General features: G+C 70.2%; 11 protein-coding genes and 4 pseudogenes. 3 read left to right on the top strand and 12 right to left on the bottom strand.

Translation table 11 applies throughout. The annotated features are described in order from the left end of the window. Positions 1–20 precede the first annotated feature (20 nt). Positions 21–1,397: pseudogene (gene istA, locus L8M95_RS12785) on the top strand (IS21 family transposase); the annotation flags it as partial. Next, positions 1,394–2,141: pseudogene (locus L8M95_RS12780) on the top strand (ATP-binding protein). The pseudogenes istA and L8M95_RS12780, both read left to right, overlap by 4 nt. Before the next feature lie 111 nt (positions 2,142–2,252). On the opposite strand, the pseudogene pcaC reads toward L8M95_RS12780, so the two are convergent. After that, a pseudogene (pcaC, locus tag L8M95_RS12775) lies at positions 2,253–2,590 on the bottom strand (4-carboxymuconolactone decarboxylase); the annotation flags it as partial. A gap of 639 nt (positions 2,591–3,229) precedes the next feature. Here pcaC and L8M95_RS12770 point away from each other — a divergent pair. Then, positions 3,230–4,201 carry a VOC family protein gene (locus L8M95_RS12770; RefSeq protein WP_260486501.1) on the top strand — a complete coding sequence of 324 codons (972 nt, stop codon included), beginning with the start codon at positions 3,230–3,232 and terminating at the stop codon, positions 4,199–4,201. Positions 4,202–4,231: 30 nt separating this feature from the next. Here the strand turns inward: L8M95_RS12770 and L8M95_RS12765 are convergent. The 11 genes and pseudogenes from L8M95_RS12765 to L8M95_RS12715 all read right to left on the bottom strand — a co-directional run. Then, a pseudogene (locus tag L8M95_RS12765) lies at positions 4,232–4,438 on the bottom strand (sucrase ferredoxin); the annotation flags it as partial. A gap of 132 nt (positions 4,439–4,570) precedes the next feature. Then, positions 4,571–5,575 carry an alpha/beta hydrolase gene (locus tag L8M95_RS12760; RefSeq protein ID WP_260486500.1) on the bottom strand — a complete coding sequence of 335 codons (1,005 nt, stop codon included), beginning with the start codon at positions 5,573–5,575 and terminating at the stop codon, positions 4,571–4,573. Beyond that, on the bottom strand, positions 5,572–6,444 hold the full coding sequence (locus L8M95_RS12755) for an SDR family oxidoreductase (protein ID WP_260486499.1): 873 nt from the start codon (positions 6,442–6,444) through the stop codon (positions 5,572–5,574). Before L8M95_RS12755 ends, L8M95_RS12760 begins: the two co-directional genes overlap by 4 nt. Continuing rightward, the gene (locus L8M95_RS12750) at positions 6,441–7,601 is read right to left on the bottom strand and encodes a hypothetical protein (protein WP_154829233.1); all 1,161 of its coding nucleotides are present in this window, start codon (positions 7,599–7,601) and stop codon (positions 6,441–6,443) included. Before L8M95_RS12750 ends, L8M95_RS12755 begins: the two co-directional genes overlap by 4 nt. A gap of 98 nt (positions 7,602–7,699) precedes the next feature. Beyond that, on the bottom strand, positions 7,700–8,719 hold the full coding sequence (locus L8M95_RS12745) for an AraC family transcriptional regulator (protein WP_260486497.1): 1,020 nt from the start codon (positions 8,717–8,719) through the stop codon (positions 7,700–7,702). Positions 8,720–8,834: 115 nt separating this feature from the next. Then, a complete protein-coding gene (locus tag L8M95_RS12740) occupies positions 8,835–9,641 on the bottom strand; it encodes a sucrase ferredoxin (RefSeq protein ID WP_260489253.1) in 807 nt (268 codons plus the stop codon). 92 nt (positions 9,642–9,733) lie between these two features. Beyond that, positions 9,734–10,981, bottom strand: coding sequence for a cupin domain-containing protein (locus L8M95_RS12735; protein WP_260486496.1), 1,248 nt, complete (start codon positions 10,979–10,981; stop codon positions 9,734–9,736). Further along, entirely contained in the window at positions 10,982–11,260 is a 279-nt protein-coding gene (locus L8M95_RS12730) for a BatC protein (RefSeq protein WP_260486495.1), read from the bottom strand. A gap of 270 nt (positions 11,261–11,530) precedes the next feature. Further along, complete coding sequence (locus tag L8M95_RS12725; RefSeq protein ID WP_260486494.1) at positions 11,531–12,202, bottom strand: enoyl-CoA hydratase/isomerase family protein; 672 nt, start codon at positions 12,200–12,202, stop codon at positions 11,531–11,533. Positions 12,203–12,271: 69 nt separating this feature from the next. After that, positions 12,272–12,607 carry a type II toxin-antitoxin system PemK/MazF family toxin gene (locus L8M95_RS12720; RefSeq protein WP_069389890.1) on the bottom strand — a complete coding sequence of 112 codons (336 nt, stop codon included), beginning with the start codon at positions 12,605–12,607 and terminating at the stop codon, positions 12,272–12,274. Further along, the gene (locus tag L8M95_RS12715) at positions 12,600–12,827 is read right to left on the bottom strand and encodes a hypothetical protein (protein ID WP_067714579.1); all 228 of its coding nucleotides are present in this window, start codon (positions 12,825–12,827) and stop codon (positions 12,600–12,602) included. The genes L8M95_RS12720 and L8M95_RS12715 overlap by 8 nt, the downstream gene beginning before the upstream one ends. Between the last annotated feature and the right edge of the window lie 140 nt (positions 12,828–12,967).

Raw genomic sequence — 12,967 nt, 5'->3', positions numbered from 1 at the left:
AGGTACTTGCTGTCGGAGGCCTGTTCCCGGGCCGCGGGGAGCACGAGAGCGTGTTCGCCCAGCCGGACTGGGAGCAGGTCCACCGGGAGATGGCGCGGGTCGGGGTCACGCTGAAGCTGCTGCACAGCGAGTACACCGACCAGTGCAGCGCCTCGAAGGCACCGGCGATGGGCTATGACCGGTGGTGCAAGACCTACCAGCGGCACGTGATGGTCACCGGCGCCGCCTCCCGCGTCGGCCACAAGGCCGCCCAAACGGTCGAGGTCGACTGGTCCGGCCCCACGATGGAGCTCACCGACCCGGCAACCGGGGCGACGCGGAAGGTGTACCTGTTCGTTGGGTGCCTGCCGTTTAGCCGGTACGCCTTTGTCTATCCGGCGACCGACATGCAGCGGGACGCGTGGCTGCGGGCGCACGTGGCGATGTTCGAGTTCTTCGGTGGTTCGGTGCCTCGGATCGTGTGTGACAACCTCAAGACCGGGGTGGTCAAGCATCCCCGCGACGGGGAGATCGTGCTCAATGATGCCTACCGGGAGATGGCCGCTCATTACTCGGCAGCCGTTTTACCAGGTCGGATACGGCGTCCCAAGGACAAATTTGGGGCCGAGAACACCGTCTTGCATGTGGCGACGTGGGTGATCGCCGGCCTGCGGGATCGGAAGTTCGCCTCGCTGCCCGAGCTGGCGGAGGCGATCGGTGAGCGGATGGACGCCTACAATCGCGAACCGTTCCAGAAGCGTCCCGGCTCAAGACTCGGCGTGTTCACCGCGGATGAGCAGCCGCTGCTGACGCCGCTGCCGGCGGTGGCGTACGAGATCAGCCGGTGGCTCTACGGCCGCCGCGTGGGCCGCAACGGGCACGTGGTGTTCGAGCGCAACTTCTACTCGGCCCCATTGGCGCATATCGGCACCAAGGTCGACGTGCGGATCACCGCCCGAACGCTGGAGATCTACCGGGGTACCGAGCGGATCTCTAGCCACCTTCTGCTTCCCGAGCAGACATCAGGGCAGTACCGCACCAATGACGCCGACCTCCCAGCTGGCGAGCGATACCAACAGTGGGATGCGCCGCGGGTTCGCCAGTGGGCCGAGCGGGTGGGGCCGGCGGCGGTGATTGTGGTCAACCGGGTCTTCGAATCCGTCTCGGTCGACGAACAGGGCCTGGACGCCGCCCTGGCGGTGCTGCGCCTTTCTCGCCGTTTCTCGGCCGAGCGGGTCGAAGCCGCGTGCGCACTGGCGTTGACCGGTCCGGTGCGCTCGCCCCGGTACGCGCACATCCAACCAATCCTGGTCACCGGCCAGGACAAGGCCGCGGCCCTGCGACCGGCACAAGAAGCACCCGCTGAGGTCGGCGGCTACGTGCGCGGCGCCGACTACTACGCCGGAGGCACACGATGAGCGCCATCGATATCGAGACCAAGCGCAAGCTCCGCGAGATGGGCGCCCAGCCCCTGCTGGAGGCGATCGAGGCGCAACACGAGAACCACGTTCTCTCAGATGAGTTTTCATGAGCGGCTGCAGCTGGTCGTCGACCACGCCCACGAGAGCTTCAACCACTCCAAAGTCGACGGGCTGATCCGGCGAGCAGGACTGCGGTACCCGGGTGCTGATCTGCGGCGGGTCGACCTGATCGACGAGCGCGGCCTGAACCGGGCCGTGCTCGCCCAGCTGGCCACCTGCTCGTTCATCGATCGCCAACAGAACGTCGTGTTTCAGGGTTTCACCGGCTCGGGAAACTCCTACCTCGGCTGCGCCCTGGCCAAGCAAGCCTGCACCCACCGGTACCGGGCGCACTACATCCGAATGCCCGACCTGGAAGAGGCCTGGGCGCTGGCGAAAGACCGACCGCAGGGTCAGACGAAGTTCCTCAAGAAGTACGCCGCGTTCTCTCTACTCGTGATCGACGAATGGCTCCTCGACCACCCCGATGAGGCGATGCGCAGCATGCTGCTCGAACTGCTCGAGCGCCGCTACGACACCGGATCCACCGTCTTCTGCACGCAGTACGCGAAGAAGGACTGGCACCAACGCCTGGGCTCCGGGGTCCACGCCGACGCCATCATGGACCGCATCGTCCACAGCGCCATCTGGATCGACACCGGCACCCACAACATGCGCGAGCACGCCGCCGCGCACCAGTAGCGAAGACCCCGCTGGGGGGTCGGTGGCCCCGACAGTCGCGATCACCGGCCCCCAACGGCAATACTGCTGGCCCCCGAACGCAATATCCGGTGGCCCCCAAGCCTCAAAATACTCATCCAAGGTCTGCTTCGCGATCCTGAACGCGGTGTTCGCGTCGGGCACCCCGCAGTAGATGGCGGTCTGCAGCAGCAGCTCGCGGATCTCGTCGAGGCTCAGCCCGTTGGTGCGGGCCGCGCGCAGGTGCATCGCCAGCTCCTCGTGATGGCCGCGGGCGACGAGGGCCGTGAGGGTGATCATCGAGCGCACCCGGCGGTCCAGCCCGGGCCGCGTCCAGATACCGCCCAGGCGTAGTCGGTGATGAAGTGCTGGAACTCGCGCGTCAGGTCGGTCGCGGCGGCGGTCGCCCGATCCACGTGGGCATCGCCCAGCACCGCCCGGCGCACGGCCATGCCGGCGTCGGTGCGCTCGGCGATCGTCGCGTATCCCGGCGCGGGCGCCAGCCGGGCGAGCTCCGCGGCCACCTGCTCTGGAACCTCGAGCGGCGACGGCCCAACGACCCGCTCCAGCACCACCAACCGACCCTGGGGCGCGCCATGCGCGAGGGCGGCGACATCGGAGATCGCCACGTCGGCGTCGTAGACCCCGGCCATCGCGACAACCGGCGCGGTGAAGCCCGCCGGGTCGACGCCCGCCGCCGGCACACCGCACAGCACGGCGGCGGCCACCCGATCCGGCTGCCGCACGAGCAACGCCGGCCCCACGTCCGACCGGCCGGACCCGGCGTAGTGAAGGGCCCCGGCCGGCTCGCCGCGCTCGGCGCACACCCCGTCGATGTACTGCACCACCGGGTCGACGAGATCGGCCGCGCGATCGGGCACCTCGTCGTCGTCACCCTCCGGTCCGCTGGCCTCGTCGTCGTGGCCATAACACCCACCGCCCGACCTGCACCTTTCCCACCCACCGGAATCGAGTGGTGACGCGCGCCACAGCGCGGTCACAGTGTCCTCATCCCTCCCTACGGCGCGCGCGGCGCGGCGGACGGCGGCACCCCCGGCACGCCGGGACCCTCATCGACGAAAGGACACTCCATGGGCGACATCCGGGCCCTCGGCTACCTCAGAATCGACACCACCGACCTCGACCGTTGGCGCACGCTCGCCCACGACGTGTTGGACCTGGGCGTGGGCGCCGGCGGCGACGACGACACTCTCCACCTGCGCCTCGACGAGCGCGCCCGCCGCATCACGCTGCGCCGCGCAGAGAAGGACAACCTCGCCGCCGTGGGCTGGGAGGTGCGCGACGAGATCGCCCTGGACCGCGTCCGTGCCACCCTCACCGAGCACGGCATCGCCTACCGCGACCTCACCCGCGACGAGACGCAGGCCATCAAGGTCGACGGCGCCATCACCCTGCAGGACCCCTGCGGCCAGCGCCTGGAGATCTTCCACGGCGCCGAGCTGGACCACTCCAAGGTCTCCACCAAGTACCGCACCGAGTTCGTCACCGACGAGCTGGGCCTGGGCCACCTCGTGGTCCCCACCACCGACTACGACGCCACCATCGGCTTCTACCGCGACGTGCTGGGCTTCCACACCCGCGGCGCCTTCCCGTTCCCCTCGGCGCCCGGCATGCCGCCGCTGCGCATCCAGTTCATGGGCGTCAACCCGCGCCACCACAGTTTCGCCGTGATGCCCGCCCCGCACATGGGCCCGGGGATCGTCCACATCATGCTCGAGGTGGCGGAGATGGACATGGTCGCCCAGGCCATGGAGCGCACCACCGAGCACGGGTTCGGCATCTCCTCCACCCTCGGCCGCCACACCAACGACAAGATGGTGTCCTACTACCTGCGCGCGCCCGGCGGCTGGGACATCGAGTACGGCTACGACGGCCTGATGGTGGACGAGGACCACTACCTGCCGCAGAACATCACCGCCGACAGCTACTGGGGCCACGACTGGTCCGGCAGCGAGCCCCTGGCCTGCACCATCCCGCTCGAGGAGACCGCCGCCGAGGCCGCGGCCGACTCCCTGTCCGAGCCCGTGGTGGAGACCGTCTGACGCACTGACGCTTCCTACGCGCCCCTGACCTCGATCAGCTCCCACCACCGCGCGGGCATGGTGCTGGGCGCTCTGCACGGCCGCCGAGTGGCTACTGCGTCCACGCAGGTACCGCTCGTCGACCCGCTCCTCGGTGTAGGCCGTGACGATGTCGGCCGGGTCCTCCGCCTGGTCGACGCGGCCGTAGAAGAGGCCGTGCGGCAGGACGAGCATCGTCGCGGCGAAGCGGTCGCCGCCCGGCTACTGAGCCGGATGCGTGGTCCTCGGCCGGTGCTCACGGACCGGGAGTCCGAGGTCCTGCGCGCCGTGACCGAGGGGGCTCGAGCAACCGGCAGCCCGCCGAGTCGCTGCACCTGTCCGAAGGCACGGTCAAGACCCATCTCGTGCATGTCTTGAGAGAGGGTGCTGTGAGACCGGTGCCGTCATCGTCCGGCGCAAGAACTCGGCCGTGATCCCGCCGGCGTGGCGGCTGTGCGGGGTCAGGCCGGCGAGCACCGGGAACGCGTGGACTGCCGAGTACCACCGATGGGTCTCGACGGGCCGCCCGGCCGCGTGGAGGCGTTCGGTCAGCTGGAGCGCGGCCGGTTCCACGAGTTCGCCCGCAGCCAGGGTGATCAGCGTCGGCGGGAACACCTCCGGATCGCAGGTGAGCATCGAGCGGCTGCTCTCCAGCCCGTCGGCGTGGTGCTGCCACAGCCTCTGGAATCGCTGCACCGTGACGGCCGGTTGGTAGGAGTCGCGCGTGGCCCACGGCCCCTCACGCACCTCGCCATCGACGTCGAGCAGGGGCGAGTAGCCCACCATCGCGGCGGGCTGGCGGACGCCATCGCGGGCGGCCAACTCGCAGATCGCGGCGGCCAGGTACCCGCCCGCCGAGTCCCCGGCCACCACGATCCGGTGATCCGCGGGCAGTTGCTCGGACAGAGCGCGATACCCGGCGTAGGCATCCGCGACCACGGTCGCCAGGTCGACCTCCGGCAGCATCCGGTAGTCCAGCGAGTGCACGGTCACGCCGAGGTCTATCGCTAGCCGGCCGCAGAGCCCACGGTGGGTGCCGGGGCCGCAGAAGACGAACGCGCCGCCGTGGAGGTAGAGCAGGGTCACGTCGGCCAATGCGTCCGGGCCGACGGAATCGGGGGTCGACGTCTCGGCCGCGGTGCCGCCGAGCTCGGTCCGTTCCACACGCACCCCGGCGGGGCCCGCCAGTCGCGAGAACCCGCGCTCGACTTCGGCCAGCCCCCGGATCCCGGCGCCGGTCATGGGCCAGAAGCGGTACACCTGACGGAGCGTCGCCCGCCCGGCCCAGTAGAGCAACCGGGACTGCAGGTCGACCTCACGATGGATGATCACGGAGGGGTCTGTCCGAGTGGTCAAGAGCGGGACGATCCTTGCGTTCGTAGGAGAGTGCGCTGCTTCCGGCGACCCTTGGCGGCCATCAGCGGCAGGAGGGCGGACGCCAGGCGGGGGAACGCGGCACCCAGCCTGGCCAGCGCCCCGCGCCTAGCCGGGACGGCCGTAACCGGGCGCCGCGACTCCAGCACCCTGCCCACCGCGCGCACCACGTCCTCCGACTGCAGGAGGACACCCGAAAACGACAGCGCCGCCTGCGGGTCCTCGAGTTTGTCGAAGAGCATCGGGGTCCAGATGCCGTCCGGGCAGATGCACGAGATGTCGATATCGTCCACCCCGGCCAGCCGCAGGTCGGCGGCCGTGCTGGAACTGAAGCCCATCACCGCGTGTTTGGACGCCGCGTAGACGGCCTCGCCCGGGACCGCGGAGATCCCCGCCAGCGAGACGATGTTGACGATGTGCCCGCCACTGCCGGTCGCGCCGGTGCCCGGGATACCAGCGCTGCGGCCGCGCATGGCCTCGATCGCGGCGACCGTGCCGTTGATCGTCCCCAGCGCGTTGACGTCCAGCATGAGCCGCCGCTGGTCGTCGGTCTGCTCCCACGCCGGGCCGGTGAGCAGGACGCCGGCGTTGTTGACCCACACGTCCACGCCCCCGGTCTCCGCGACCAGCCGGTCCCGGGCCTCGTCGACCTGCCCGCGATCGCGGACGTCGACAGCGGCCCAGAGCGCACCCCGCCCGATCTCCGCGGCCGCCGTCCGGGACGACTGCTCGTCCAGATCGGTGATCATGACGCGATACCCGCGGTCGGCCAGCAGGCCCGCGATATCTCGGCCCAGGCCGCGACCGGCCCCGGTCACGAGCGCGCTGCGGATCCTCGTCGTCGTCGTCACTTCCCGTCCCTCAGTCCGGCGCGGATCTCGCCGTAGGAGATCCCACCGTGGCAGTACGTCGGCACCACCGGCCAGAAACGCTTCCACGGCGCCAGTTCGGTGGAGGGCAGGATCTGCAGCCAGCGCGGGTCGGTCGGACACGGGTCGGCGAGCGTCTTCTCCTTGATCATGGAGTCGTACTGGTCCAGCGCGTCCTCGAGGGTGTTGGCGTTGGGGCAGATCTCGCGGCCGTACTCGCGATGGTAGCGGCGCACGCCGGGGATCTTCGACAGCTCCGGCTGCCAGTTGTCCAGGGAGATGCCGTTCTCGGAGGACACCCACACGCCGTCCGGGGTGTTGATGACCAGCGAGTGGTTGCCGTCCGTGTGGCCGGGCGTCCACAGCAGGGCGATTCCGGGGCCGAGTTCGATGTCGCCGTCGAACACGGCGAACCTGTCCCGGTGGACGCCGTCGAGTCCGTCCTCGACGTACCAGGCCCATTGCATGGGGTGCAGGTCCTCCAGGGTGGCCAGTTCGCGGCGGTGCACGAGCAGCTGCGCGTCGCCGAACAGGGCGGTGCGCGGCGTCGGCTCGCCGGCGATCACCTCGCTCGAGCCGAGAATCATCCGGGGGTCCTGCACGTGCAGGTGGTCGAACGTGAGGAAGTCCACGTCCTCCGGTCGCAGCCCCACCTTGGCCAGGGCCTCGCCGGGCTCGTTGAAGTACTTCAGAATCGCCTTGCTGGCCAGGCGGCCGCCGGGGACGGCGTCGACCAGCCTCTCCAGATTGGCGTAGAACGGCGCCTTGGCGGAACCGGCGGGGACGGTCGGCTCGAACACCAGGGTGCGGGGCCGACCGTTCCAGTCGTCGTACTGGACCACCACCATGCGGTTGATCATGGTGACCAACGGCAGGCTGGGCACCGACACCGCGTTGTCGAAGGCGTACTTGACCGGGTACGGCGCCCCGGCCACGTCGACTGACCGCACCGCCCGCACCTGCCCCTGCTGCACGAACCGCTTCTTGTACTCGGCGGCCGCCGAGCGCACCGCCCTCAGCCGCTCGCCCCGCGGCCACACGTCGTGGACGCCGTCGAATTCGGGGATCGGCCGCGCGCCGATCTGCTCGAGCATGGGTCCGGACACCTGGTCCGAACGCGGTGGATCTTCGCGCAGCATCGTTCGCTCCTCCTCGCCGATGGGGTGGCCGCCCGGGGGGCGCCGGTCGTTCCCGCGGTCGACACCAGCATCCGGTGTCCGGCGGCGGGAAACTTGTGTCAGGGCGACAGGTTGGTGGTCCGCCTCAGCTCCCCGGGGGACATACCGAACCACCGGCGCGCCGCGTGGCTGAGCGTGGCCTGCTCGGCGAAACCGACCAGGTCGGCGATCTGGGTGAAGGACAGGTCGCTGGTCGTGATGAACCGGTGCGCGCGATCCCGACGCAGGTCGTCGACGACCCGGCCGTAGGTGGTGTCGACGGCGGCGAGGCGACGTTGCAGCGTCCGTGGGTGGAGCAGGAGCGCCCCGGCCACCTCGGCGAGCGTGGGGACGCGGCCGGGAAGGCGCTCCCCCACGAGGCGGCGCACCTGGTGAGCCACCGAGTCCGACGGGTCGGAGTACGAGCCCGTCAGGTGATCGAGGGCCGCGCGACGGAGATCCTCATCCGCGGAGGCGAACGTGGCATCCAACATCCGACGGTCGACGCACAGCGCGGCCGCGGGCCGGTCGAACTTCACGTCGACGCCGAAGAAGCCCAGATACCGGCCGACCGGCGAGAGTGGTCCGTGCGGCACCTCCACCGACCGCAACCCGGTGGACTGCCCGACCAGATGCACGGCCACCCGGTAGAACACCCCCAGCCCCAGCTCGGCGGCCTGCGGCGAGTAGGGCGACTCGGTCAGCTCCTTGCGGTAGGTCAGGGCGATCACGCCGCGCCGGCCCCACGGGTCGTCGGCGACCTCGATCCTCAGCGCGGGGCTGTGCACGAACATGAACCGAGCCGCGCACTCCAGTGCCTCCGCGGGGGTCTGCGACGATCCGATCGCGCGCGCGATGGGGCCGAGAATCGTCACGTCCTGCCGTTCGGCCAGCCGCAGACCGAGGTCCGGGCAGCGCAGGTGGGCTGCCGCCACATCGAGCATCCGGTCGTGGTCGGTGATCGACAGCAGCCCGTCCTCGTCCGCCAACGTCTCTGGCTCGATGCCGAACCGCGCGAGCAGCCGATCCGGATCCCCGCCGAATTCGGTGACGAGCTCAGCGAACCCGCGCAGGCTCGCGGCGCGGATCAACGGCTGCATCGACGTCGCCTGTCCTTTCGCGTGCGGAGTCCCCGAGGAGCCGCGGTCGAGGACGTCTCCGCGGAGCCACACGTGGTTCGACCATCCTCGCTCCACCTCGCCCCGACGTCCGGCCCTACCCGCCGCCCCTGACCTCGATCAGCTCCCACTGCCTCACCGGACCGGGGGCGTGGGCGCGGCACATCGTGAAGATCGGCTCCGAGTAGGTCTCTCGCAGCCACACCTCGACCGGACCGTGCGGGCCCTCGAGCGTCACCTCGACGTGCTCGTCGTGTTCGACCTCGCGCACCGGGGCGAAGGCGTCGATGCGGTCGTCGGGCACCACCGCGCGGGCATGATGCTGGGCGCTCTGCACGGCCGCCGAGTGGCTGCTGCGTCCACGCAGGTACCGCTCGTCAACCCGCCCCTCGGTGTAGCGGGTGACGATGTCGGCCGGATCCTCCGCCTGGTCGACGCGGCCGTAGAAGAGGCCGTGCGGCAGGACGAGCATCGTCGCGGCGAAGCGGTCGCCGCCCAGGTGAGAACACTCCCAGGTCGCCTCCGGATACCGCTCGGCGATCCGCGCCGCGGCGCTGCGCCCCCGCACCGCGCAGCACTGATCGTGCTTGCCGTGCGCGCACACGGCGACCAGCGGCTCCGCTGACGGGGCGCCGGCGGAACCGTCGAGGGGGATCTCGGCGTACCCGACCGGGCCGTCGACCTCGCCCCACCGCAGCGACTCGTGCCCGGGCCGGGCGTCGGCGAGCGCCCACCGCCAGCGTTGCTCCTCTGTATGACGACGACGACCCGGCCTACGGATCGCGGCAACCCGGACATCAGCCTCCTGGGCACGCCCGGCGATCTCGCGACCCAGCTCCGGCGGAAGGAGACCCGGCGAGTCGAGCAACGCCGAATACCCCCACGGGCCGGCCAGTTCGACCATCAGCCACCGCAACCCCCGGGAGCCCGACCCGTCCAGGGGATCGCCGCGGCGCAACGATGAGTCGCTGCACGGTTCCCAGTCCGCAGGCCTGCTCACAGCGCCACCACCACGCCCTCCCGCAGCAGCCGGCGCAGGACCACCAGTCCGTCGTCGGCATCGAGGCCGGGCAGCGAACCAGCGCTCACGGGAGCGCCCTCCAGGACAGCGCGCAGGGCGGAAGCGCATACCACCGGGAACGTCACCGACTTGGTGGGCAGCCTCAACACCACCGTGCCGGGATTGGCGGCGGCGGCGTCGGAGTCGGAGTCGGAGTCGGTGCAGTCCACCCGTGCGTGGAGTCCCTCGCGCAGGTGCAGCCGGGTGTCGGGCTCGAGGGCCGCGACGGCATCGAGGGTGGCCAGCGGGCGGATCGCGGCGGGTCGTGTGAGATCGAGGTACTTCTCGGCGAGTGCGTCGCCGGCGAGACCGCTGAGCTGCTCCTGCTTCTCTGCGACCAGCCTGGCCAGCACGTCGAGGACCTCGCGGGTGTGGGGCTCGGCGCGCGCGGCATCGGCTGGGGCGAGCCCGAACGGCAACGACGCCCGCAGCTCCTCCTCCGAGGCCAGTGCCTCGATCATCGCCGTGGCGACGTCGTGCCCGGTCAAGGGTGCCACACCCACCGTGAGGTGGATGGAGGTGTCACCCTGCGCCTCGGCGGAGTGGATCCAGCCGCGCGGCAGGTAGAGGCAGTCCCCCGGCGCGAGCACGGTATCGATCACCGGCTCGTCCTTCGCCCGTTCGGCGATCGCCTCGCGGTGCTCGGTCCAGGGCTGGTCGGGTAGCGGGTGGTGGTAGACGGGCTCGTGGACCCGCCACCGCTTGGTGCCGGACACCTGGAGCACGAACACGTCATGGACGTCGTAGTGCGGATCGAACCCGCGATTCGCGGGCGGGGTGATGTAGGCGTTGGTCTGCACCGGATGCCCGATGTCCGAGGTCATCCCCCGGACGAAGTCGATGATGGGCGGCCAGAACCGGTGCAGTCCCTGCAGGACGAGCGTCGCCCCGGCGGCGTACTGCGTGAGCACGCCGTCGGGGTCGAGCTGATCGGCGATCTGCGCCCCGAAACCCGCGGAGCGGGTGAAGCACGCCCGGTCGACGAGCGTGCCCTCCCGCGCCATCCGGACGAACGGCGTGCGCACCCCGCGCTCGGCGACGATCTCGTCGACCATCCCGGGTGTGAGCAGGTCGGAGTAGTCGCGTGGCAGCTCGGCCGCCCGGGTCAGCAGGGGCCGCTGCCCCCACACCTGAGCCGCGAACTCATCCGAGCTGCACGCGACGCACCGATGAAGCGCCCGCAATTACTGCGTGCCGTCAGCGCCGCCGTCGGCACCATCCGGGTTGGAACCGCCGTCGGCCACCCCTTCGCCGGTGTTCGCGGAGCCGTCGGCGGAACCGTCGGCGCCGCCGTCGTGACCGTCCGGGTTCGAACCTCCGTCAGCCAGGCCCTCGCCCTCGCCCTTCATGTGGTGGGCGGACCCGTCGGCGCCGCCGTCGTGGCCGCCCGGATTGGAACCGCCGTCGGCGATGCCCTCGCCCTGAGCGCCGGAAGTGGTGATGTCGTCGTCGCTGATTGCCATCTGCGTTCCTCTCGTCGGTGCAGGCGTGGACCTGCAGGGAGTCGTGCGATCTGGCCACGTGTTCCGGCAGCAGGCCGGGACACGAGGGGCTTGCAGTTCCACTATGGCACTGGTCCGACCTCTATACGACCGATGCCGCCGCCGGTTCGGCGTGACCGGGCGACGGCATCGGTTCCCGGGCGGCGGAGGTCCTCGTCGTCGTCGTCGTCGTCGTCGTCGAACTATCCCCGCGCTACCCCGAGCTCGCGATCAACCCGGGACGGGTGGGCATCAGAGGCTCACGCCGCCGGGGCCCCGGCCCAGCGCCTCGGTGACGGAGGCGAACATCGTAGTCTTGATGGCGCCGAGAGTGGTGCGGTCCTTGCCGAGGATCGGCTGGAGACGCCCGAGCGCCGCGGTGACGATCTCGGCCTCCGCGGCGGTCGCGTCGACGAGGCCCGCCTCCTTCGCCTCGGCCCCGGGGTAGCGGTGGCCCGTGCTCATCGCGGTGATGGCCGTCTGCGGGGTCGTCTTGGCCTGGATCAGCGCCGCCATGCCGGGAGTGAACGGGATGTTGATGTCCACCTCGGGGAAGCAGAAGTAGCCACGGTCGTCGCGCATCACCCGGTAGTCGTGGGCCATCGCGAGCATCGCGCCGCCACCAAAGGCGTGCCCGTTGACCGCGGCGGCCGTCGGCAGGGAGAACGTCAGGACACGGGAGAACAGCTCCTGGATCCGGCCGACGTACCAGTCCAGGCGGTCGGAATTGGCCATGAGCCAGTCGAGGTCGAGACCGTTGGAGTAGAACTTGCCCGACCCGACGGTGACGAGCCCCTTCGCCGACTTCTCGACCTCGTCGAGGTGGGCGTTGATCGCGTCGAGCCGGTCCGGGGAGAAGCGGTTCTCGTCGTCGCCGAGCGTGAGGACGGCGATGTCCTCGTGGCGGGTCAGGGTCGGGGTCATGGGTGGTCCTCTCGGGTGGTGGGGTTGTGAGGTGTGGGTGGGTCGGGGTCGGGGTTCGGCGGTCGACCGCTACTCGTCTAGGAAATCCTGGATCCACCGGCGAATGTCTGCCAGGGTCCCCGCATCCACCTGGCCGGCATGGCCGACAACACGCTGGCGCGAAAGGGTGCGCACCTGCTCGGTCATCGCCCAGGAGTCGCGGTCGAACACGTCTCCGCGGAGCAGGACGTGGTTCGACCATCCGCGATCCACCGACGTCACCGGCACCACCATCACGAGAGTATCGGCGAGGGAGATGTGCGCGCGCGACGAGACCACCACCGCGGGCCGGCGACCGCTCTGCTCACGACCCACCACGGGATCGAGGACAACCCATACGACCTCCCCGGGAGTCGGGTCAGGCATCCTGCGCCCGCTCCCACCACTCGGACTCCTCGCGGTAGGACGCCAGATCCTCAGGCGATGTCGCGTCTATCTCCGCACGCAGGCGCTCGAGCCGCCGTTGCTTCTCGGCGAGTGAGGCGAGATACGCCAGATGATCGCCCAGCGTGCGGTGCTCCTCGGCGGCCTGCCTCTTCAGAAGATCCCGGAGGTCGCGACTCACCTTGATCGTCGTGTGGGACATACCGAAAGTATACTCACGGTCATACCGCCGAGATAGCGAACTCCTCGCGAGCCCTGTGCACAAGAGCCGCCGCCCGGTCTGCATGACCGGGCGGCGGCTCTCGTCTGTGTGCGACTGCGGGGCCTCGTCGTCGTCGGGTG

Source organism: Dietzia sp. B32 (assembly GCF_024732245.1).
Lineage (GTDB): Bacteria > Actinomycetota > Actinomycetes > Mycobacteriales > Mycobacteriaceae > Dietzia.
Note: the sequence above shows the minus strand (reverse complement) of the source record. Positions and strands in the feature narration are given on the sequence as shown.